The 23,042-nt window shown below is 68.8% G+C and carries 17 protein-coding genes, 1 rRNA gene and 1 riboswitch; of the genes, 2 read left to right on the forward strand and 16 right to left on the reverse strand.

The window, feature by feature from the left end:
* Nucleotides 1-349: 349 nt before the first annotated feature.
* Nucleotides 350-1,874: ribosomal RNA gene (locus DXT68_RS10940) — 16S ribosomal RNA — on the reverse strand.
* 598 nt (nucleotides 1,875-2,472) lie between these two features.
* Here DXT68_RS10940 and DXT68_RS10945 point away from each other — a divergent pair.
* Entirely contained in the window at nucleotides 2,473-3,816 is a 1,344-nt protein-coding gene (locus tag DXT68_RS10945; RefSeq protein WP_244268080.1) for a CoA transferase, read from the forward strand.
* Here the strand turns inward: DXT68_RS10945 and DXT68_RS10950 are convergent.
* From DXT68_RS10950 to DXT68_RS10965, 4 genes are all read right to left on the reverse strand, one after another.
* Nucleotides 3,801-4,598, reverse strand: a complete 798-nt coding sequence (locus DXT68_RS10950) for a DUF4184 family protein (RefSeq protein WP_045252700.1) — start codon at nucleotides 4,596-4,598, stop codon at nucleotides 3,801-3,803. The two genes, DXT68_RS10945 and DXT68_RS10950, sit on opposite strands and share 16 nt — an antisense overlap.
* 91 nt (nucleotides 4,599-4,689) lie before the next feature.
* Nucleotides 4,690-5,991, reverse strand: a complete 1,302-nt coding sequence (gene tyrS, locus DXT68_RS10955; protein WP_082068771.1) for a tyrosine--tRNA ligase — start codon at nucleotides 5,989-5,991, stop codon at nucleotides 4,690-4,692.
* Between the two features lie 65 nt (nucleotides 5,992-6,056).
* On the reverse strand, nucleotides 6,057-6,917 hold the full coding sequence (locus DXT68_RS10960; RefSeq protein WP_045252699.1) for a hypothetical protein: 861 nt from the start codon (nucleotides 6,915-6,917) through the stop codon (nucleotides 6,057-6,059).
* Nucleotides 6,914-7,558 (reverse strand): SatD family protein, encoded by a 645-nt coding sequence (locus tag DXT68_RS10965; protein WP_045252698.1) that lies wholly within the window; start codon nucleotides 7,556-7,558, stop codon nucleotides 6,914-6,916. The genes DXT68_RS10960 and DXT68_RS10965 overlap by 4 nt, the downstream gene beginning before the upstream one ends.
* A 59-nt stretch (nucleotides 7,559-7,617) precedes the next feature.
* On the opposite strand from DXT68_RS10965, the gene DXT68_RS10970 reads away from it, so the two are divergent.
* Entirely contained in the window at nucleotides 7,618-8,205 is a 588-nt protein-coding gene (locus tag DXT68_RS10970) for a DUF1349 domain-containing protein (RefSeq protein ID WP_045252697.1), read from the forward strand.
* A 45-nt stretch (nucleotides 8,206-8,250) separates the two neighbouring features.
* Here the strand turns inward: DXT68_RS10970 and argH are convergent, their stop codons facing one another.
* The 11 genes from argH to pheS all read right to left on the reverse strand — a co-directional run bounded on the left by argH (nucleotide 8,251) and on the right by pheS (nucleotide 23,019).
* Nucleotides 8,251-9,681, reverse strand: a complete 1,431-nt coding sequence (argH, locus tag DXT68_RS10975) for an argininosuccinate lyase (protein ID WP_045252696.1) — start codon at nucleotides 9,679-9,681, stop codon at nucleotides 8,251-8,253.
* Nucleotides 9,681-10,610, reverse strand: coding sequence for an ornithine carbamoyltransferase (gene argF, locus DXT68_RS10980; RefSeq protein ID WP_045252695.1), 930 nt, complete (start codon nucleotides 10,608-10,610; stop codon nucleotides 9,681-9,683). The genes argH and argF overlap by 1 nt, the downstream gene beginning before the upstream one ends.
* Nucleotides 10,607-11,818, reverse strand: a complete 1,212-nt coding sequence (locus DXT68_RS10985) for an acetylornithine transaminase (RefSeq protein WP_045252694.1) — start codon at nucleotides 11,816-11,818, stop codon at nucleotides 10,607-10,609. Before DXT68_RS10985 ends, argF begins: the two co-directional genes overlap by 4 nt.
* Nucleotides 11,815-12,732, reverse strand: coding sequence for an acetylglutamate kinase (gene argB, locus DXT68_RS10990; protein WP_045252693.1), 918 nt, complete (start codon nucleotides 12,730-12,732; stop codon nucleotides 11,815-11,817). The genes DXT68_RS10985 and argB overlap by 4 nt, the downstream gene beginning before the upstream one ends.
* Complete coding sequence (argJ, locus tag DXT68_RS10995; RefSeq protein ID WP_045252692.1) at nucleotides 12,729-13,886, reverse strand: bifunctional glutamate N-acetyltransferase/amino-acid acetyltransferase ArgJ; 1,158 nt, start codon at nucleotides 13,884-13,886, stop codon at nucleotides 12,729-12,731. The genes argB and argJ overlap by 4 nt, the downstream gene beginning before the upstream one ends.
* Entirely contained in the window at nucleotides 13,883-14,935 is a 1,053-nt protein-coding gene (gene argC / locus DXT68_RS11000; protein ID WP_045252691.1) for an N-acetyl-gamma-glutamyl-phosphate reductase, read from the reverse strand. The genes argJ and argC overlap by 4 nt, the downstream gene beginning before the upstream one ends.
* Nucleotides 14,936-15,210: 275 nt before the next feature.
* Complete coding sequence (locus DXT68_RS11005; RefSeq protein WP_045252690.1) at nucleotides 15,211-17,361, reverse strand: bifunctional hydroxymethylpyrimidine kinase/phosphomethylpyrimidine kinase; 2,151 nt, start codon at nucleotides 17,359-17,361, stop codon at nucleotides 15,211-15,213.
* Nucleotides 17,358-18,206 (reverse strand): hydroxyethylthiazole kinase, encoded by an 849-nt coding sequence (gene thiM / locus DXT68_RS11010; protein ID WP_045252689.1) that lies wholly within the window; start codon nucleotides 18,204-18,206, stop codon nucleotides 17,358-17,360. The genes DXT68_RS11005 and thiM overlap by 4 nt, the downstream gene beginning before the upstream one ends.
* A riboswitch (TPP riboswitch) is annotated at nucleotides 18,197-18,290 on the reverse strand. It overlaps the preceding gene by 10 nt.
* Before the next feature lie 23 nt (nucleotides 18,291-18,313).
* Nucleotides 18,314-19,276, reverse strand: coding sequence for an NAD-dependent epimerase/dehydratase family protein (locus DXT68_RS11015; protein ID WP_045252688.1), 963 nt, complete (start codon nucleotides 19,274-19,276; stop codon nucleotides 18,314-18,316).
* A 198-nt stretch (nucleotides 19,277-19,474) separates the two neighbouring features.
* Nucleotides 19,475-21,979, reverse strand: coding sequence for a phenylalanine--tRNA ligase subunit beta (gene pheT / locus DXT68_RS11020; protein ID WP_045252703.1), 2,505 nt, complete (start codon nucleotides 21,977-21,979; stop codon nucleotides 19,475-19,477).
* Nucleotides 21,979-23,019, reverse strand: a complete 1,041-nt coding sequence (gene pheS, locus DXT68_RS11025; protein ID WP_045252687.1) for a phenylalanine--tRNA ligase subunit alpha — start codon at nucleotides 23,017-23,019, stop codon at nucleotides 21,979-21,981. The genes pheT and pheS overlap by 1 nt, the downstream gene beginning before the upstream one ends.
* Nucleotides 23,020-23,042: the final 23 nt, after the last annotated feature.

Below are 23,042 nucleotides of genomic sequence, written 5' to 3' on the forward strand. Positions count from 1 at the left end.
CTAATGATCTTTAAGATCATCTTGTGCAACCGACCGAAGCCGGCTGCAAGATGCTCGCGTCCACTGTGTAGTTCTCAAAGTACGGGCGGTACCCCTACCAGCAACCCCCACAGGGGAAACCAGAAGAGGCCCAGAGGTACGAAAAACGATCCGAAGATCGCATCCGGTCCCTCAGGACCCAACAGCGTGCAGGTGCGACATCCGAAACCCTCCCCGTTCCCACCGCAAGCGGTGTACTAAGAGAAGCCCTCATCCTTCGCACCATGTCAAATGTTCCACCCATGAGCTCCCAGCAGAGACGAACGCTCTGATCTGGGTTCTGGACTCCGAAGAGTCAGATGCTCCTTAGAAAGGAGGTGATCCAGCCGCACCTTCCGGTACGGCTACCTTGTTACGACTTAGTCCTAATTACCGATCCCACCTTCGACGGCTCCCTCCACAAGGGTTAGGCCACCGGCTTCAGGTGTTACCGACTTTCATGACTTGACGGGCGGTGTGTACAAGACCCGGGAACGTATTCACCGCAGCGTTGCTGATCTGCGATTACTAGCGACTCCGACTTCATGAGGTCGAGTTGCAGACCTCAATCCGAACTGGGACCGGCTTTTTGGGATTCGCTCCACCTCGCGGTATTGCAGCCCTTTGTACCGGCCATTGTAGCATGCGTGAAGCCCAAGACATAAGGGGCATGATGATTTGACGTCATCCCCACCTTCCTCCGAGTTGACCCCGGCAGTATCCCATGAGTTCCCACCATTACGTGCTGGCAACATAGAACGAGGGTTGCGCTCGTTGCGGGACTTAACCCAACATCTCACGACACGAGCTGACGACAACCATGCACCACCTGTTTACGAGTGTCCAAAGAGTTGACCATTTCTGGCCCGTTCTCGTATATGTCAAGCCTTGGTAAGGTTCTTCGCGTTGCATCGAATTAATCCGCATGCTCCGCCGCTTGTGCGGGTCCCCGTCAATTCCTTTGAGTTTTAGCCTTGCGGCCGTACTCCCCAGGCGGGGAACTTAATGCGTTAGCTGCGTCACGGAATCCGTGGAATGGACCCCACAACTAGTTCCCAACGTTTACGGGGTGGACTACCAGGGTATCTAAGCCTGTTTGCTCCCCACCCTTTCGCTCCTCAGCGTCAGTAACGGCCCAGAGATCTGCCTTCGCCATCGGTGTTCCTCCTGATATCTGCGCATTCCACCGCTACACCAGGAATTCCAATCTCCCCTACCGCACTCTAGTCTGCCCGTACCCACTGCAGGCCGGAGGTTGAGCCTCCGGATTTCACAGCAGACGCGACAAACCGCCTACGAGCTCTTTACGCCCAATAATTCCGGATAACGCTTGCACCCTACGTATTACCGCGGCTGCTGGCACGTAGTTAGCCGGTGCTTTTTCTGCAGGTACCGTCACTTTCGCTTCTTCCCTGCTAAAAGAGGTTTACAACCCGAAGGCCGTCATCCCTCACGCGGCGTTGCTGCATCAGGCTTCCGCCCATTGTGCAATATTCCCCACTGCTGCCTCCCGTAGGAGTCTGGGCCGTGTCTCAGTCCCAGTGTGGCCGGTCACCCTCTCAGGCCGGCTACCCGTCGACGCCTTGGTGAGCCATTACCTCACCAACAAGCTGATAGGCCGCGAGCCCATCCCCAACCAATAAATCTTTCCAGTAACTGACCATGCGGCCGCTACTCGTATCCAGTATTAGACGCCGTTTCCAGCGCTTATCCCAGAGTCAGGGGCAGGTTGCTCACGTGTTACTCACCCGTTCGCCACTGATCCCACAGAGCAAGCTCCGTGTTCACCGTTCGACTTGCATGTGTTAAGCACGCCGCCAGCGTTCATCCTGAGCCAGGATCAAACTCTCCGTAAAAAAAGAAATGCATACCCCACCGGGAAAACGGTGACGCAGCGAGTTTGATGCTGACCAAAGAGACAAATTCATTGCTGACTTCATCCGAATGCCAACCCCCCGAAAGGAGTTGGTCTTTGATCCAAAGGAATTCTCACCCAGCCGAAGCTAGACGAGGATAATTTGGCATTTGACAAGTGCACGCTGTTGAGTTCTCAAGGATCGGATGCTCCCACGACCCAGTCATCACAACCAGGCCCGAAGGGCAACTTCTCTATCTTAGCCACCCGATCCCGCTTGTCAAATCAGCGCGCCGTGCAGATCTGAGATCCGCTGCGCAGCTGTGGACAGCCGCAGAAGGGGTGGAAACTCCCATCCTAGACGCACGCGCCTGTTCTCACAAGTGAGAGGATGTGGGAGGTGGTTCTCCGCTTGAGGGGGGTGAAGCTCTCGGCCTCTCCGCTTCCCTGTGGGGCGAACAAGTAATAAGTTACGTGGATTCCGGGGTTCCGGCAAATCCCGCCCGCCCGCCGGGCGTGTCGCGTGCCGTTGTGGGCGTGCTTTGCCCAGGCCACGGGTACTTATTCCCGCCGAGGACCCGCACGGGTACGATCGCACCGTGATTCGAACCCCCTCCGTCTCCCCCGCCGCCTCGATCCTTCGACGTGTACGCGCGGACCTCGGCATCGCCGAGAGCGGGCACGATGACGGCGACGTCATCCCGGGTGTCGTTCCCCTCCCCTCGCGTCTCGCCGTAGGAGATCTCGCGTGGGCCAGTGTTCGCGCGTGCGGGCTGGTCGCGGACATCGGCGGCCTGCCGGACCCCGAACGGGTCGCCGTCGCGTACCGGAGTGATCGCGTGCTCACCGTCGATGGAACGCCGCCGGACGTGTGGTCGGTGTACTCGGGCTTCTGGCGCACCGCGGACGGCTGGGTCCGCACCCACGGCAACTACCCGCACCACGCCCGTCGACTGCGCGACGGGCTCGGGCTGGGGACGGACGCCGATGCGCACAGCGTCCGCGCCGCGCTCCTCGCCCTCACCTCTCACGAAGCGGTCGACCGGATCACCGTCGCGCGCGGGCTCGCCGTGCCGGTACGCGAGGAGGATCCGCGCGATGACGAGCGACGGCGCACCGCTCCCCTGCTCGCCGTCGAGCACATGCCCTCCCCCACGCCCCGCTCGAGTCCCGACACTCACCGTCGCCGCGGATCCGGCCGCATCGTGTCGATGCCGCTCGCCGGCGTCCGGGTGCTGGATCTCACTCGCGTGATCGCCGGGCCGGTCTGCACGCGCACCCTCGCGCTGCTCGGCGCCGACGTGCTGCGCATCGACCCGCCCCACCTCGCCGAACCTGAGTGGCAGCACCTGGACACCGGTCACGGCAAACGGTCCGCGGTGCTCGATGCACGCAGCGGACGATTCGAGGAGCTGCTCGCCGCGGCAGACGTCGTGGTCCTGGGATACCGACCCGCCGCACTCGAGCGGCTCGGTCTCTCGCCGTCGGACCTGGTGGCTCGGCATCCGGGTCTCGTCATCGCCCAGCTCAGCGCGTGGGGCGACGACGAGCCGCATCGGGCGGGATTCGACAGTCTGGTGCAGGCCGAGTCCGGCATCGCCATGATCGAATCAGCGGACGGCGAGCGTCCTGGCGCTCTACCGGCCCAGGCTCTGGATCACAGCGCCGGCTACCTGCTCGCCGCGGCGGTGATCAACCTGCTCGACCGGGAACGGCGCGACGGCGACTCGTGGGTCGTGCGCACATCCCTGCGGCGCATCGCGGCCGAGCTGCTCGGACTGCCGCGGAACCGACGCCCCGCGGTGGAGCCGGAGATCGATCTCTCTGCACACACCGCCGCATTCGAGGTGGGCGGACATCGGGTGTCGACGGCACGACCCGCTCTTCCCGGCGCGGAGTTCGCCGCCCCGCACCTCTGGGGTTCCGATCAGCCCGTCTGGTGACGTCGGCGGAGCAGCGGGATCGTCAGGCACAGGGCCAGCGTGAGCGCACCCCACAGCGCGCAGGCCGGTGGCAGCACGCGATAAGCGAGATGCTGGGCGGTGAACTCCGCGGTGAAAGGCCCGTAGGCGAGGTACCCGATGATGATCGCGGCGAGAAGAATCACCGGCAACGACGACCACCAGGCGAGGCGCACGCCCGCGGGCACTGCCCGCTCGGAGATGACGCGGGGCGAGGCGTCGCGCAGTCGTCGCCACGCCCAGACGCCGAGGATCAGCAGACCCGCCGCGCTGGATCCGTGCTGAAGCCACTTGAACCCCGTCAGCGGCCCCCACATCGTGCCCAGCGCGGGGAGGATCTCGACACCCCACCGTCCTTCGTGGGTGAAGAGATCCCAGACGATGTGGCTCAGGACCCCGAGGATCAGCGACACCGCGAGCAGCACCGGGTATGCCCGACGCGGCTCGCCGACACCGACCGCCGATCTCGCAGCGGTGATGCCGGTCTGCTGCCACTCCGCCGGCAGCCGTCGCGCCAGAGGCAGCGGAGAGAGCTCGCCCACGGCCGGACGCAGCAGCACCCGCCACAGGAGGAACAGCACGAAGGCGACCAGCGCGGTCCACAGCACGTTCTCGAAAGTGTGGGTGAACGAGTAGCGCAGGCCCACTCCGCGAAGGAACAACGGCAGATCCGGCGTCATCGCTCCGATCGCGATCGCCGCGGGCACGAGCGGTGTGCGGACGAACGGCAGAGCGACCACCGCGTGGCTCGGGGTGAACGGCATCGGCTGTCTCCTGTCGAATCGGCGGGATGATGCACGACGGCGACCGACCGAAAGCCGCTCGGTCGGCCGCCGTCAGGCGAGCGGTCGGCCGTCAGGCGAGGAAGATACCGGCGAGGGTCTTCTTGCCCCGGCGGAGCACCGACACCCCACCCGGGAGGGTTCCTCGCACCGTGACCGTGTCGTCCTGCACGCGTTCGCCGTCGAGAGAGACTCCCCCCTGACCGATCGCGCGTCGCGCCTCGGACGTGCTCGAGACCAGCCCCGTCGCGACGAGCGCGTCGACGACGGACGAGCCGGCCTCGGCCGTGGCGTGCGGGAGCTCTTCGAGCGCGGTGCGCAGCGTCGAGGCATCGAGCGCGGTCAGGTCGCCCTGGCCGAACAGCGCTTCGGATGCCGCGATCACGGCGGCTGTCGCATCGATGCCGTGCACGGTGGCGACGACCTCGAGCGCCAGACGTTTCTGCGCGGCACGCCGGAAGGGCTCGGACTCCACGAGCGCCTCGTACTCCTCGATCTCCGCGCGGGTGAGGAATGTGAACACCTTGAGGCGCTCGATCACATCGGCGTCCGCCGTGCTGAGCCAGAACTGGTACATCCGGTACGGACTGCACATCTCCGGGTCGAGCCAGATCGCATTGCCCTCGCTCTTGCCGAACTTGGTGCCGTCGCTGTTGGTGATCAGCGGCGTGCCGATCGCATGCGCAGCGACGCCTTCGGACCGACGGATGAGGTCGGTGCCGCTGGTCAGGTTTCCCCACTGATCGGACCCGCCCGTCTGCAGCACGCAGTCGTACTGGCGGTACAGCTCGAGGAAGTCCATGCCCTGCAGGATCTGGTAGCTGAACTCCGTGTAGCTGATGCCTTCATCCGAACTCAGCCGCGCCGCGACCGCATCCTTCTTGAGCATCGTGCCCACGCGGTAGTGCTTGCCGATCTCGCGCAGGAAGTCGATCGCCGACAGCGGCGCCGTCCAGTCGAGGTTGTTGACGATACGGGCGGCGTTGTCGCCCTCGAAGCTGAGGTAGCGCTCGACCTGCGCGCGCAGTCGCCCCACCCACTCTTCGACGGTCTCGCGCGTGTTGAGCGTGCGCTCCGCCGTGGGCCGAGGGTCGCCGATCAGACCCGTCGAGCCGCCGACGAGACCGAGCGGTCTGTGCCCGGCGAGCTGGATCCGTCGCAGCGTCAGCAGCTGCACCAGATTGCCGAGGTGCAGGCTGGGTGCGGTCGGGTCGAAGCCGCAGTAATACGTGATCGGGTCCCCGGCGAGAAGGGCGCGCAGCGCCTCCTGGTCAGTGGACACATGGACGAGCCCGCGCCACAGCAGTTCGTCCCACACGTTCTCGAACGTGGGGTCGATCGCCGGTGGGGCGGTCGTCAGATCGGTATTCGACACGCGCACCAGGCTATCAGCGGCGGATGCCGTCGCTTCGCCGCCCCACGGACGGATCGCGCGCTGCGTCAGCTGTGCGCGGCCCACCACACCAGGAATGCGGCGCTCAGCCCGATGACCCAGCTGACGAGGCTGCCGACGAGGAAGTACTCGGCGCGCGCTCCGGTCTCACCGTCGCGGGAGATCTCGGGGAATCGGACGATGCCCTTGGCCGCGAGCATCGCGGCGAGGATCGGATAAGCGGCCGCCAGCGTGAGGATCATCACCAGGATGCGCTCGAGCGGGCCGATCAGTCGCCCGCCCTGGAACCCCGCGCGCGGGTCGCGGGTCGGCGTCGCCTCTGCCGGCGCACCGAGGATCGGGGCGGAGAGGGGCGTGGCCGTGTCGGGCCGAGCGTCATCCGTGGCCACCCCCGCGACCGACTGCCCGTCGCCGGCCGGTGCGACCGCGCTGCCCACGGCGGTCGGGTCGGTGCTCGCACCGCGATCGATGGGTCGCCACGTATGTTCGCCGTCGAGCGCGGCGCGCACGACGAGATTCGAGGATTCGAGAAGGAACACGCCCGCTCCGAGGGAGAGCATCGCGAGATCGAAGGGGATGTCGCCGAACGGCGAACGCAGGCTCCAGACCGCTCCGATCATCCCGGAATCGACGCGCGCCGGGAACCACACCACGGATCCGACGGCGACGAGCGCGAGCAGGACGGCAGGCCAGAAACCGAGAGGAGCGGGCCGCTCGGACGGCATGCTCCAGACCCACAGGGCGCCGATGACGAGCCCTGCGATCATCGGCAGCAGCGCGTCGCTCACGCTGCCGAGCAGCAGCAGGATGATGCCGGCCGCGAGGTAGCCGATCCACCGACGGGGTGCGAACTGCCGCACGAGATCGGCGGCGCCCACAGCGAGCAGGACGAATCCGGCGAGGATCATGCGGTGCCTCCCCGGAGCGCGGCCAGTCCCTCGAGGAGTGCGGCGCTTCCGGCGTTGCGCAGCGACTTGGAGACGCTGGGCTGCGAGATGCCCTCCTCGGCGGCGAGATCGTGCTGCGACCGCCCCAGCAGACGCCCGTACGTCAGCCGTCGCTCCCGCTCGTTCATCACCCCGACCAGTTCGTCGCGGACGAGGAGGTAGGCGTTCGATGCCGCGATCGTGCTCTCCATGACCTCATCCTGCCCGGGGGCTCCGACAATCCAGGTGCGGGTGCGCGGCACGGCGCGACCTTCTCGCGCATGCACGATCTCGATCGCGGCGCGTGCGGCATACCAGCCCGGCCCGTCGGCGAGCTCACCGTGCACGGAGTCGACCGCGCGCACCTCCCCGACCCCGATCCCGAAGCGGAAGGCGAGGCCGTCCGGCAGCGCGAGCTGGATCATCAGCAGTGACACCATCGCGCTCTCGAGGTCGCGGTAGAGCCCCTGCTGCTCGTCGCCGACGGTGGGGACGAGCGGATGCTGCGCGAGCGGAACGTCCTTCTCGACTCTGGCGATGGTCTCGTCGAGGGTCCGCTGCGCCGCAGCGCGGTCGTCGAGTCTGCGAGACCCCACGATGTCGGCGAGTACGGCGATGACCATGACATAATCATATCACGAATAACTTTACTTTATGCTCTATTCGGTTATAGCCTCGGAATATGCCTGAATCGCACATCATCCCCTGGGCCGACGCGTCCTGGACACACGACCCCGCCGACATCACGGTCGACGGCGACCATCTGCTCGTGACCGCGGTCGAGGGCAGCGACGCCTGGCGTCACACGGCCTACGGCTTCGTGCACGACACCGAGCACGCCCTGCTCGCCCCGCTGGCCGTGGGCGAGGCGATGGACGTCTCGTTCCGCGCTCCCTGGAACGGCCAGTTCGACCAGGCGGGCGTCTTCGTCCGCCGGGACGGCGAACACTGGATCAAGGCGGGCGTGGAGTTCGCCGACGACCACCTCGGTCTCGGCGCGGTGGTCACCGACAGGCGATCCGACTGGTCCGTCGGATACGTCGACGACTGGCTCGGCAGCGAGATCACCGTGCGGGTGAGCCGCTGGCAGGATGCCATGATCGTGCGCGCGCGTGCGGATGACGGCGACTGGCGACTGGTGCGCGTGGCGCCGTTCGACGGTGAGGCCGCCGCCTCGGCCGGACCGTTCCTCGCGGGCCCCACCCGCGCGGGCCTCGTCGTGCGCTTCACCCGCTGGACGATGTCGGCCGCTGACGCCGAGCTGCACTGACCCTGACGCCGGCCGTCGATCCTCGACGGCCGGCGTCAGGGACCGTCAGAGTCCGAGAGCGTGCGCAGCCGCCTGGGCACGAGCCACGAGCTCGGCCCGCTGCTCGGCCACCCGCACGGGCGCGGTGCCACCGACACCGGTGCGCGACGCCACCGACCCCTCGATCGTGAGCACCTCGCGCACCTCGGGCACCAGGTGTGCTGAGACCGAGAGCAGCAGCTCGTCAGAGGCATCCTCCAGCCCGATGCCCTGCTCCTCGCAGGCCCGGACCAGGGCTCCGGAGATCTCGTGAGCGTCGCGGAACGGCACTCGGCGCTTCACGAGCCACTCGGCGACATCGGTCGCGAGCGAGAATCCCTCAGGGGCGAGTGCCGCCATCCGCTCGGTGTCGAAGCGGAGGGTGGCGATCATGCCGGCGAACGCGGGCAGCACGACCTCGAGGGTCTGCACGGAGTCGAAGACCGGCTCCTTGTCCTCCTGCAGATCGCGGTTGTACGCGAGCGGGAGTCCTTTGAGGGTCGCCATCAGGCCCGAGAGGTTGCCGATCAGGCGCCCGGACTTTCCGCGCGCGAGCTCGGCGATGTCGGGGTTCTTCTTCTGCGGCATGATGCTCGACCCGGTCGAGTACCCGTCGTGCAGCGTGACGAACCCGAACTCGCGCGTGTTCCAGAGGATGATCTCCTCGCTCAGCCGAGAGATGTCGACACCGGTCATCGCCGTGATGAAGGCGAACTCGGCGACCACATCGCGTGCCGCGGTGCCGTCGAGCGAGTTCTCGGCCGGACGATCGAGGCCGAGTTCCGTGGCCACGAGCGCGGGGTCGAGTCCGAGAGTCGATCCCGCGAGCGCTCCCCCGCCGTAGGGCGAGACGCCGGCCCGACGCCGCCAGTCGACGAGACGCTCGAGCTCGCGGACGAGCGGCCAGCCGTGCGCCTGCAGGTGATGGGCGAGCAGCACGGGCTGCGCGTGCTGCAGGTGGGTGCGTCCGGGCAGAATCGCATCGGGATGCGCCTCGGCCTGTGCGACGAGCGCGTCGATGACACGGAGCAGGTCGCGTGCGATCACCTTGGCGTGGTCGATCAGGTACATCCGCACGAGCGTGGCGATCTGGTCGTTGCGGCTGCGTCCGGCGCGCAGGCGTCCGCCCAGCTCGGGGCCGAGCTCCGCGATCAGCGCCTGCTCGAGGGCTCCGTGCACATCCTCGTCCGAGGGCGCGGGCCGGAGAGTTCCGTCGGCGACCTTGCGCGCGACGGCATCCAGTCCGTCGTGCATCCTCGTCGCCTCATCGGGCTCGAGGTACCCGGCCGCGGCGAGCGCCGTGGCGTGGGCGTGCGACCCCGCGATGTCGTACGGCGCGAGGATCCAGTCGAAGTGGGTCGATCGGCTGAGCTCCACCAGCTCGGGCGACGGTCCGGTCGCGAACCGCGCGCCCCAGAGGGCGCCCTCGTTGGTGCCTTCGTTCTTGGCGTCGACCATCAGGCGCCCTTCCGCTCGAGCAGCCACACCAGCAGCGCCTTCTGCGCATGCAGACGGTTCTCGGCCTCATCCCACACGACGCTCTGCGGGCCGTCGATCACGTCGGAGTCGACCTCGTACCCCCGGTCGGCGGGGAGACAGTGGATGAAGATCGCGTCGGAATCGGCGAGCTCCATCGTCTCCGGCGTCACCTTGTATCCCCCGAGGTCGCGGATCCTGGCGAGCTTCTCCTCCTCCTTGCCCATCGACACCCAGGTGTCGGTGACGATGACGTCGGCGCCGGCCGCCGCCTCCACGGCGTCGGTGAGGAGGGTGATCGAACCGCCGGTCTCGGCGGCACGACGATCCGCCGCCTCGACGATGTCGGCACGGGGCGCGTAGTCCGCCGGCGAGGCGATGCGCACGTGCATCCCCGCCGTGACCCCGGCGAGCGCGTACGAATGGGCCATGTTGCTCCGCCCGTCGCCGAAGAAGGTCAGGGTGAGCCCCTTCAGGTCGCCCTTGTGCTCACGGATCGTGAGCAGGTCGGCGAGCAGCTGGCACGGGTGGAAGTCGTCGGAGAGGGCGTTGACGACGGGGACGCTGGTTCCGGCGGCCATCTCCTCGAGGCCCGCCTGCGCATAGGTGCGCCACACGATGGCCGCGACCTGACGCTCGAGCACCCGCGCGGTGTCGGACGGGGTCTCCTTGCCGCCCAGCTGGCTGCTCGCGGTCGAGATGATCAGGGGCGAGCCTCCGAGGTCGGCGATGCCGACCGCGAACGAGACCCTGGTGCGGGTCGACGACTTGTCGAAGATCACCGCGACCGTCTGGGGACCCGCGAGGGCCTTGTTCGCCCAGCGATCCTTCTTCAGCTCGAGGGCGAGATCGAGGATCTCCGCCTGCTCTGCGGGGGTCAGATCGTCGTCACGCAGCAGGTGGCGGGTCATACGGGGGCCTTTCCGGAGTCGGTGAGGGATGCCTGGACATCGGCGAGCGATGCGGCGAAGAGTTCGCGGAACTCGGTGAGTTCCGCGTCTCCGATCGTGAGTGCGGGCGCGATACGCACCGTCTCGGGGTTCGCGGCGTTCACGATGAGACCGCGCTCCTGGGCGGCGGCGACGACCTCGTTCGCGACGGGGTGGCTGAGCGCCACGCCGATCAGGAGGCCGCGACCGCGGATGCCGGTGATGAGGGGTGAATCGATCGCCGTGATGATGTCGCGGAGCTCCTCCCCGCGGCGCGCGGCGTTCTCGACGAGTCCCGCGCTCTCGATCTCGGCGAGCACGGCATCGGCCACGGCGGTCGCCAACGGGTTTCCGCCGAAGGTGGACCCGTGGGAGCCGGGTGTGAACAGCGAGCTCGCCGCTCCGAAGGTGACGAGCGCTCCGATGGGGAAGCCGCCGCCGATCCCCTTCGCGAGGGTGATGGCGTCGGGGGTGATGCCCTCATGACTGAAGCCGAACCAGGCTCCGGTGCGCCCCGCCCCCGTCTGGATCTCATCGACGATGAGCAGCGCGCCGTGCGCCAACGTCAGGGAGCGGGCCGACTGGAGGTACCCCTCGGGAAGCTCGACGACCCCGGCCTCGCCCTGGATGGGCTCGACGATCACCGCGGCGACGCGGTCGTCCATCGCCGCCTCGAGCGCCTCGACGGTCGCGGGGATGTGCTCGACTCCCCCGGGCATCGGCTCGAACGGCGCCCGCATGGATTCCTTGGCGGTCAGCGCGAGCGAGCCCATGGTGCGACCGTGGAACCCGTTCTGCAGGGCGAGGATGCGCGGCTTCTCCGCACCACCGTGCAGTCGCGCGAGCTTGAAGGCGGCCTCGTTGGCCTCAGCCCCCGAGTTCGAGAAGAACACGCGTCCGTCGAGACCCGCACCGGCCAGGCGCTTCAGTCGCGCGGCGAGTGCCAGCTGCGACGGCGTGGCGAAGTAGTTGGAGACATGGGCGAGTGTGGCGGCCTGCCTCGAGACGGCCTCGACGAACACCGGATGCGCGTGACCGAGGGAGGTCACCGCGATTCCCGCGAGGAAGTCCAGATGACGACGTCCCTCGGAGTCCCAGAGGTACGACCCCTCCCCTCGGGTGAGCATCGCCAGGCGTGGTCCTGCGTTGAGGACCAGATCGCTCGCTGCGTCGTCCTGCCAGTTGCTCATGCGTTCGTCCCTGTCGTTCCCAAGACCACTTCTGTTCCGATTCCCTTGCTGGTGAAGAGTTCGACGAGAACCGAATGCGGCACCCGTCCGTCGATGATGGCGGCGGCGTCCACGCCGCCCTCGATCGCATCCAGGCATGCCTTCATCTTCGGGATCATGCCGGATTCGAGGCTCGGGAGCATCTCGATGAGAGCGTCCGAGGTGATGTGCGATACGAGGGAGTCCCGGTTGGGCCAATCCGCGTAGAGCCCCGGCACATCCGTGAGGATGACGAGCTTGCGCGCATTGAGCGCCACCGCAAGCGCGGCGGCCGCGGCATCCGCGTTCACATTCAGCGACTGACCGGGGTGATCGAGATCGGGCGCGATGCTCGAGACCACCGGAACGCGACCGGCGGCGAGATGATCGAGCACGGGCGTCGGGTCGACCTCCACCACGTCGCCGACGCGTCCGAGATCGATCTCCTCGCCGTCGATGACGACACCGCGACGGCGTCCGCCGAAGAGGCCGGCATCCTCCCCGCTGAGACCGGTCGCGATGGGCCCGTGCGAGTTGATCTTGGAGACGAGCTGCGGGTTGACCTGGCCGGTGAGCACCATGCGCACGACGCTGATCGCCTCGGTGTTGGTGACCCGGTAGCCGCCCTTGAACTCACTGGGGATCTCGAGCCGCTGCAGCATGTTCGAGATCTGCGGACCGCCGCCGTGCACGACGACCGGCAGCACGCCCACGTAGCGGAGGTAGGCGATGTCCTGCGCGAACGCCTCCTGCAGCTCGTCGGAGACCATCGCATTGCCGCCGTATTTGACGACGACGATCTGGTCGCGGAACCTCTTCAGCCACGGCAGGGACTCGATGAGTGTCGCGGCCTTCACGGCGGCGACGTCGGGGGTGACGTCCTGGATGTCGGTCATGAGGCGTAGGCGCTGTTCTCGTGCACGTAGTCGTGGGTGAGGTCGTTCGTGAGGATCGTGGCCGTGGCCTCGCCCATCTTCAGATCGATGACCAGGTGGGTCGCACGCGGGGTCAGATCGACCTCTTCGCGTGGACGATCGGGACCGCCCTCGCTGCACACCCTGACGCCGTTCATCCACACGTCCACGTCGTACGGGTCGAACTGCGCGTTCGTGGTGCCGATGGCGGCGAGCACCCGGCCCCAGTTGGGGTCGTTGCCGAAGATGGCGGCCTTGAACAGATTGTTCCGCGCGACGGAGCGACCGACCTCCACGGCCTCCCCCTCGGACACCGCGTGCTGCACCTCGATGGTGATGTCGTGGCTCGCGCCCTCGGCGTCGCCCTGCAGCTTGACCGCGAGCTGCAGGCACAGCTCGGCGAGGGCCGCCGAGAACTCCTCGGTGTCGGGAACGATCCCTGAGGCACCGTTGGCGAGCAGCGTGACCTGGTCGTTGGTCGACATGCACCCGTCGGAGTCGAGCCGGTCGAACGTGGTTCCGGTCGCGGCACGCAGCGCGGCATCCGCATCGAGCGGTTCGAGCACGGCGTCCGTGGTGATGACGACCAGCATGGTGGCGAGGCCCGGGGCCAGCATGCCCGCCCCCTTCGCCATGCCGCCGATGGTCCAGCCGTCACGGCTCACGACGGCGGTCTTCGCCACACTGTCGGTGGTCATGATCGCCTCGGCCGCGACCTCGCCGCCCTCGGTCGAGAGCTCGGCGATGGCCTGCTCTGTGCCGGCGAGGACCTTGCCGCGGAAGACCTCGTCGCCGACGCCGATGAGACCGGTCGAGCAGACGAGCACGTCGCCGGCGCTGACGCCCAGGAGCTCCGCCGCCTTCTCGGCGGTCTGATGCGTCGTCTGGAAGCCGAAGCTGCCGGTGAAGCAGTTCGCTCCGCCCGAGTTCAGCACGACGGCCTCGACGATCCGGTCGGCGACGGCCTGCTGCGACCAGATGATCGGGTTGGCCTTGGCGCGGTTGCTCGTGAAGACGGCGGCGCCGACCTTGCGGGGACCTCGATTGACGACCACGGCGACATCGGGCTTGCCGGTCGACTTGAGACCGGCGGCGACTCCGGCCGCCTCGAATCCTGCGGGGGCGGTGACGCTCACGGCGCGACTCCGTTCACTGAGAGGGCGCGGGACTCGGGCAGTCCCAGCGCGAGGTTCATGGATTGGATGGCAGCGCCTGCGGTGCCCTTGACGAGATTGTCGACCGCCGTGACCACGGTCACGCGGTTCGCCGCGCGATCGATCGCAAGGCCGATGAGGGCGGTGTTCGCGCCGAGGACGTCGGCGGTGCGCGGGAAGTGTCCCTCGGGGAGCAGCTGCACGAACGTCTCGTCCTCGTACGCGTGCTCCCACGCCGCCCGGATCTCGGCATCGCTGACGCCGTCGACGATCGGTGCGGTCGAGGTCGCCAGGATCCCCCGCGCCATCGGGACGATCACGGGGGTGAACGAGATGCGGATGCCCTCGGGTGCCGCCCCGGACGCCGCGGCGAGCGCCTGCCTGATCTCGGGGATGTGCCGGTGGGTGCCACCGACCGCGTAGGGGTTCGCCGTGCCCAGGATCTCGCTGCCGAGCAGGGTGGTCTTCAAGCTCTTCCCCGCCCCCGACGGGCCCACGGCGAGCACCGACACGATGTCGCCGGAGTCGATGACTCCCGCGGCGACGCCGGGTGCGAGGCTCAGGCTCACGGTCGACGCGTTGCAGCCGGGGGCCGCGATGCGCGTCGCCGTGCGCAGGGTCTCGCGCTGCTTGGTGCCGCCGACGAGCAGTTCGGGGACGCCATACGCCCACGGCTCGTGGAAGTCGCCGCCGTAGAACGCGTCCCATGACGCCTGCGAGGTCAGCCGGTGGTCGGCTCCGGCGTCGATCACGAGCGGTGTGGCACCGAGCGCGTCCGTGTACTGGCCGGACTGCCCGTGCGGCAGTGCGAGGAAGACGATGTCGTGACCGGCGAGGATCTCGGGTGTCGTGTCCTGAAGGGTGAGGTGCGCGAGAGACCGCAGATGCGGCTGGTGCTCGACCAGCGGCTGTCCGGCATTCGAATGCGCGGTGACCGTGCGGATCTCGATGTCGGGATGAGACGCGAGGAGGCGCAGGATCTCGCCGCCCGCGTAGCCGGATGCGCCGGAGACGGCGACGGAGTACGTCATGCTTCTACCTTAACGGTCGGACCCCTCGCGGAATTCGAGGGAGCGGTGTCGGGGACCGGGGCGGCGACACCGGCACTCGACCGCCGTGCACGTGCAGGCAGAAGCGCAGGGTCGCCTAGAGTCGGCGGCCGCTGCGGCGTCGGCGCACGGCGATGACGCTCGGAACGCTCTTCGACTCGCTGCGCGCGCTCAGGAACCGCGTGGCGGGAGCGAAGGCGGCCGAGGACATGCGGCGACGATAGCGCGCGCCTCGTGGCATGCGCAAATCCAGGTCGTCATGCAGTGACGGCAGAGGCGAGCGGAGCGGCGAAGAACGCGAGCTCGTGGGCGCTCGACACCTCGAAGGCGCGGAGCATCCGATCCCGTGTGGCCGGCGCGGCGGTCGCCGCTGCGGCCGTGACGAGAGAGATCGCCTCGGCTGTCGCATCCTCGAACGCCGGGTCCGCATAGGTCGCGAGCCAGGAGGCGTACGGATGCAGCGGATCCAGCGCGGACGCGCCGAACTCCCCCGCGTGCAGGCGCTGGCCGAGGTCGGTGTAGAGCCAGAAGCACGGCAGTATCGCGGCGATGAGCTCGGCATAGTCACCGCCGAACGCCACGGAGCGCAGGTGATCGAGGTACGCCACGGTCGCGGGTGCGGGGGCGACCGAGAACATCGCCGCATCCACGTCCTCCCCCGGGGTCAGCCACGACGCGTGCAGCTCGAGCTCTCCGACGATCGCCCCCTCGGCGGAACGTGCCCAGAACGCCTGCTCGTGCGGAGACGGCGCGAGGCGCGAGGCCTCGGCGAGCACGCGGGCGTACTCGCGAAGGTACAGCGCGTCCTGCGCGAGATAGAACACGAACGGCTCCCGAGCGAGAGTGCCGTCGGCCAGGCCGCGGATGAAGGGGAGCTCGTCGATCCCCGCCCTCACATCGACCGTGCGCGTCCACCACTCGGCGCGGATCTGCTCTGGCGTCGGTCTCGTCTCGAGCCGGCCGCGCTCCCACAGCCCCGCGAAGTGGCTGACCGGTCCGTGACCACGACCGACGTTCAGCGCTGTGCTCTCGCGCAGCGCCTCGCGCAGCCACGCCCGGGTCGCGGCGACGGCGTCGACGGCCGACTCGCCGCGAGCCAGACGGGTGGCCAGCGCGGACGAGAGCGAGCACCCCGTGCCGTGGGTGTTCGCGGTGCGGATCCGACGGCCCGGGTACTCGCATCGCACTCCCGCCCCGGTGTCCACGAGCGCGTCGGGGACATCGTCCCCGTCGAGGTGCCCGCCCTTGACCAGCACGGCCGCCCCGGTCGCCGTCGACAGCTCCTCCGCGGCCGCGAGCGCGTCGTCCCATCCCGAGATCGTCCGCCCGGCCAGCACGGAGAGCTCGCTGAGATTGGGGGTGACGACGTGTGCACGCCGAAGGAGCTCACGCAACGCCGCCTCGGCATCCCGGTCGAGCAGCCTGTCGCCACTGGTGGCGACCATCACCGGATCGAGGACGACGATCGGCGGCCGAACGACATCGAGCCAATCGGCGACCGTGCGGATGACGTCGGCGTTCGCGAGCATCCCGACCTTGACCGCGTCGATGACGATGTCGTCGGAGATCGCGTCGAGCTGCTCGCGCAGGAAGGCAGCGGGCGGCACATGAACGCCCCGCACGCCGGTCGTGTTCTGAGCGGTCAGCGCGGTGAGCGCCGCCATGCCGTACCCGCCGTTCGCGGCGATCGACTTGAGGTCCGCCTGGATCCCGGCTCCGCCGGACGGGTCGCTCCCGGCGATGCTGAGCACCCGCGGCGTGCCCGCCGCGCGCCAACGACGCACGAACGCCTCCGCGGTCTCGGCCGGGTCCGCAGCCGCGCACAGCGCCGACACCACGGCGAGCCCGGCCGCCCCCGCGCTCCGCAGCCGCTCGGTGTCGTCGATGCCCACCCCTCCTATGGCCACGCACGGGAGCGCGGTCGTCTCGACGACGGCACGGAAGCCCTCGACGCCGAGTGCCGGCGGATGGTCGGCTTTGGTGGCGGTGGGGCGGATGACGCCGACGCCCAGGTAGTCGACCGTGCCGGGCGGCAGCGCGCGCACAGCCTCGAGGTGCTCCGGGCTGTTCGCCGTGAGACCGATGACCGCCTCGGCCCCCAGTACCTCCCTCGCACGGAGCACCGATGCGTCACCCTGCCCGAGATGGACGCCGTCGACCCGCGCGCCCCGCTCCCGCGCGGCGAGGGCGGAATCCAGGCGGTCGTTCACGAGCAGCAGCGCACGACCGTCGATCACGCGCGAGAGTTCGACGAGCTGCGCCGTGGTCTCGGCATCCGTCGCCGTCTTGTCTCGCAGCTGCACGATCCGCACACCCCCGTCGACAGCACGGCGGACGGTCCCGACGACGCCGCGATCCCCGCAGAGATCCGGATCAGTGACGAGGTACAGCGAGAGATCCGCGATCACAGCGCACGCTCCTCGACGCGCGCCGCGTCGGCGATGTCACGCGGCCCCACCGACGCGAGCGCGTCGAGGAGCTCGACCGCGAAGCTGCCGGGCCCCGCGGCCCGTGCGGCGGCGCGCTCCGCCGCGACCGTGTACACCAGGCTCGCCGACGCGACGGCGGTGAGCGGATCGACCCCTGTCGTGCGGGCAGTCCCCAGGAAGGCGGCCATCACGGCGCCCAGCGCGCACCCGCCACCGGTGACCCTCGTGAGCAGTTCGTCGCCGTTCGCGATCCGTACGATGCGGTGCCCGTCCGTGATCAGGTCGACGGGGCCCGACACCGCCACGACCGAGCCGTGACGGGCAGCGAGCGCGAGGGCGGCGTCCGACGCCGCGTCTGTGGTGTCGGTGGCATCCACTCCGCGCCCACCGGACGAGAGGCCCGCGAGTGCGAGGATCTCGGACGCGTTCCCACGGATCGCCGTCGGGCGCGAGGCGACGAGATCATGCGCGAGTGCGGTGCGCACGGGGAGCGCACCGATCGCGACCGGATCGAGAACCCAGGGGGTGCCCGCGGCGTTCGCGCCGGCGGCGGCCTCGAGACTCGCGGCACGGTGCTCGGGAGTCGGGGTTCCGAGGTTGATCAGCGTCCCGGACGCGACTCCCGCGAAGAGCCCCGCCTCGTCGACGATGTCGACCATCGCGGGTGCCGCCCCGAGGGCCAGCAGCACGTTGGCCGTGAACCCGGTGACGACGGTGTTGGTGATGCAGTGAGTCAGCGGTGGTGACTCACGCAGCGCGGACAGCAGCTCGGCGGCCGAGGCCACCAGGGTCGATTCGGATTCCGGACGCAGACGATCGCTCACTGCGACATCCCTTCGCTAGTACGAACTAGATCAGGTTCGACGGGTCTGTTCTCAGCCGCGGATGCGGCACCCCGTGTCACTGCTCGAAGTCTAGCGACGACCCGCTGTCACCCCCGCAGCTGCAGCAGCGCGAGTTCATCCGCGCGAGTGAGGCCCGCGCGCCTGTCGCGATCGATTCCCCGCTCCTGCTCGTCGGCGACGACGGTCGCGATCGTCTCGTCGAGGGGCCGCAGCCCACCGCCCGCGGCGCGGTACCGTGCGTTCGCCCGGGTCATGAAACCGGTCATGTCGAGGGGCAGCCAGAGCGGCAGCGATCGCTCTCCCGCCCAGTACGCGACGCCGTTCTCGATCAACCGCTCGTCGTCGACCGTCACGGTGTCGCCACGGTGGTCCGCGGCGCGCCGGAAGGATGCGAGGACCTCGGCGAGCGGGTGCGGGTCTCCCACGGCGTCGACGACCCCGGTCACGGAGGTCGTCGCGACGAACTCCGCCAGGTCGTCGATGTCGATCACCTGCGCGTGGCGTGCCTCGGAGCGGGGCACGAGTACGGGGCCGTCCTGCGAGCGGAGGAACGCCGCGGCCCAGTAGCCGAAGCGATCGCTCGGGTCGCCTTCGCCCACGATGAGACCGGGACGCACGATCAGCGCACGCTCCCCCAGGGTGCGGACCGCATTCTCTGCGGCGACCTTCTGGGCGGCGTACTCGTCGTCACCGGGCTCCGCCGGGGCATGCAGCGGTGCCGATTCGTCGGCGCCGGCCGTCTCGTCGTCGGCGTACACCGACACCGACGAGATGCAGGTCCACCGGGCCGCCCTCTCGCCCAGCGCGGCCACGGCCCGACCGACGTGCTCCGCACGAGAGGAGACATCGATCACGTGGTCCCAGTCGCGACCCGACACGGCGTCGTACGCCGCGGGGTCGTCACGGTCGGCCAGCACGAGGCTCGCCCCTTCCGGCGACGGCCGCCCGCCCCGGGCGAGACACATCACGGTCGCCCCGTCCACCAGCATCCGTCGGGCGATGCGGCTCGACAGCCAGCCCGTTCCTCCGAGGATCAGCACATCTGTCATGCGCCCATGCCACCAGCATCCGCGCCGCAGCGGAAGGGGCGTCCGCTCAGGGCGGACGCCGCCGTCGGGCACCGCCGCAGGAGTGCGGTGAGGGAGGATGCTCAGCACCGCACGCTGCCGCCACCGCGTCGAGACCCGGAGAATGCGCGAGTCCCGCACCCCTGGGGGATGCGGGACTCGTGCACGGAGCGGTGCCGATCAGTCGCGCAGCGTGGCTCCGAAACGCTCGGAGGCGACGGCGACGCCCGCGAGCTTGGCCTCGGTCGCCTCCGCCGCGGTCAGCGTGCGGTCGTCGGCACGGAAGCGCAGCGCGAACGTCAGACTCTTCTGCCCGGCGGGAAGGCCGTCTCCGCGGTAGTCGTCAACGAGGCGGATGCCCTCGAGCAGCGCCCCGGCGCCCTCGGCCAGCGCATCGCGCACCTCGCCGGCGGCGACGTCTGCATCGATCACCAGCGACACGTCCTGGGTGGCGGCCGGGAACGTCGACAACGATGCCGCCACAGCACGCGGGGTCGCGAGCGTGAGGATGCCGTCGAGATCGAGTTCGAGCACCGTGGCGCGCCCCGGCAGGTCGGCCGCGGCCGAGACGTCGGGGTGCAGCTCGCCGACGTATCCGACCTCGACGCCCGCGACCGACAGCACGCCGGTACGCCCCGGGTGCAGAGCAGCACGATGCCCCTGTGCGACATCGATGTCGACCCCGGCGGCGGCACCGATCACACGGACCGCGTCGAGAGCCTCGGAGAGACCCGCGACCTCGGCGGTGCGGCCGGGCTGGCGCACGACGACGTTTCCGGTGAGCAGCACGGCGACGTGCCGGTGCTGCGGCGGGATCGAGGCGTTCAGCGCTGCCAGCGTCTCGTCCGACGGGCGCTCACCGAGCGGCGGGACCTCGTCGGTGCCGTACTCGACACCGGGCTCGGGCAGGAAGACGACACCGGTCTCGAACAGCGAGAGATCCGTGAGGCCGCGCGAGATGTTGCGATGCGCGATCTGCAGCAGCCCGGGGATCAGCGAGCGACGAAGGAACGGCGCGGATCCGTCGAGCGGGTTCGCGAGCCGGATGCTGGGCAGGTGCTCTCCCGATGCGGAGCCGTGCAGGTCGTTCTCGGCCTCGGTGGCGAAGGGGAACGACGGCGTCTCGACGAGTCCCGCCGCGGCGAGCGCGTCGGCCACCCGCCGGCGCCCCTGCTGGTGCGCGGTCAGACCACGACCCGAGGGCGGCGTCGGCAGCACCGAGGGGATGCGGTCGAGACCGTGGATGCGGGCGACCTCCTCGGCGAGGGACCACTTGTCGGTGATGTCGGGGCGCCAGGTCGGCGGGATGACGAGCCAGCCGCCCTCGGCCGCGGTGACCTCGGCGCCGATCATCGTCAGAGCGTCGGTGATCTCGGCATCCGTGTAGTCGACGCCGATCAGCGACTGCACGAAGCCCTCGGGCAGGTGGATGTCGCCGACGAAGACCTCGGCGAACAGCGCACCGCCCTCGTCGGTGAGCGAGCCTCCGGCGAGCTCGACCATGAGATCAGCGGCCCGGCGCGCCGCCACGAACGGCACCAGCGGGTCGACGCCGCGCTCGAACCGCTTGGACGCCTCACTGGGGAGCTTGTGCCGACGGGCGGTGCGCGCGATGGTGATCGGGTCGAAGGTCGCGGCCTCGATGAGGACGTTGCGCGTGGACTCGCTCATCTCGGTCGTGCCGCCGCCCATGACGCCCGCGAGGCCGATGGGCCCCGACTCGTCGGTGATCAGCAGGTCCTCGCCGTGGAGCGTGCGCTCCTGGCCGTCGAGGGTCGTCATCTTCTCGCCGTGCGTCGCGCGACGCACCGTGATGCCGCCGGTGAGACGATCGAGGTCGTATCCGTGCAGCGGCTGGCCGAGCTCGAGCATCACGTAGTTCGTGATGTCGATGAGGATGCCGAGTGAGCGCATGCCGGCGAGCGACAGCCGGGCGATCATCCACGGCGGGGTCGGCCGTGACGGGTCGACGTCGCGCACCACCCGGGTGACGAATTCGCTCGCACCGACGTTGCCGCGGATCGGCGTCGCATCGTCGACGATCGCCGTGTGACCGGCGCCCGGCTGCAGTTCGGCGAAATCACGTTCGGCCGGGTCACGGAAGGACGCTCCGGTGGCATGGGAATACTCGCGGGCGACACCGCGCACAGAGAACGCGTATCCGCGGTCAGGGGTGACGTTGATCTCGACCGCGACATCGTCGAGCCCGAGCAGGCTGATGGCGTCGGTGCCCACAGGCGCGTCGATGCCGAGGTCCGCGAGAACGAGGATGCCGTTGTGCTCGTCGCCGAGGCCGAGCTCGCGCGCTGACGCGATCATGCCGTCCGACACGTGCCCGTAGGTCTTGCGTGCCGCGATGGGGAACGGGCCGGGCAGCACGGCGCCGGGGAGCGTCACGACGACCTTGTCGCCGGCGACGAAGTTGTGGGCGCCGCAGACGATGCCGCGCACACCGCCGTTCGCCGCGCCGACGTCGACCTGGCACCAGTTGATCGTCTTGCCGTTGGACTGCGGTTCTGCCTCGAGCGACACGACCTGACCGACGACGACCGGGCCGGAGATGTCGAAGCGGTGCACGTCCTCCTCTTCGAAGCCGACGGTGACCATCGCCGCGAGGACATCCTCAGGCGTCGCATCCGCTGCCAGATCGACGTACTCACGCAACCACGAAAGCGGGACGCGCATCACACCACCATCCCGTACTGCTCGCTGAATCGGACATCGCCCTCTGCCATGTCCCTCATGTCCTGCACATCGCTGCGGAACATCAGTGCCCGCTCGACGCCCATGCCGAAGGCGAAGCCGCTGTAGACGTCGGGATCGATGCCCGCCGCGCGCAGCACGTTCGGGTTCACCATGCCGCAGCCGCCCCATTCGATCCAGCGCGCACCGCCCTTGAAGGTCGGGTGCCATAGGTCGAGTTCGGCGGAGGGCTCGGTGAAGGGGAAGAAGTTGGTGCGGAAGCGCGTCTTCGCCTCGGGTCCGAAGAGCTGACGCGCGACGTGGTCGAGCGTGCCCTTGAGGTGCGCCATCGAGATGCCCTTGTCGATGACCAGGCCCTCGAACTGCGTGAACACCGGCAGGTGGGTCGCGTCGAACTCGTCGGTGCGGTAGACCCGGCCGGGGCACAGCACGTAGATCGGCACCTCGCGGTCGAGCATCGAGCGCACCTGCACGGGGCTCGTGTGCGTGCGCATCACCAGATGACGCGACGTCGGGTCGACGTAGAACGTGTCCTGCTCCTGGCGGGCCGGGTGGTCGACGTCGAAGTTCAGGGCGTCGAAGTTGAACCACTCGTGCTCGAGCTCCGGTCCCTCCGCGATCTCCCATCCCATGCCGACGAAGATGTCGGAGATCTGCTCGCTGAGCAGGGTGAGCGGATGCCGCGCGCCGACGCGCGTGCGCGACGGGACGGCCGTGATGTCGACGCGCTCGGCCTCGAGGCGGGCGGCCACCTCGGCGGCGGCGAGCTCGGCCTCCTTGGTGGCGAGCGCCTTCGTCACCTGTCCGCGCCCCTGGCCGACGAGCTTGCCGAAGGCGGCCTTGTTCTCGGGGGCGACCTGACGCATCGAGGCGTTCAACACGGCGAGCGGCGAACCGTCGGCCACGTGGGCGGCGCGGGCAGCCTTCAGCTCGGCCGTATCGGCGGCTGCGGCGATCGCTTCGAGGGCGGCTGCGACAGCGGCCTCGACGGCTTCCGGGGTGATTTCGGGAGACTCAGACACGAGACAGGAGTCTACCGGCGCAC

It is taken from the genome of Microbacterium foliorum, from assembly GCF_003367705.1.
In the GTDB taxonomy this organism is placed as follows: Bacteria; Actinomycetota; Actinomycetes; order Actinomycetales; family Microbacteriaceae; genus Microbacterium; species Microbacterium foliorum.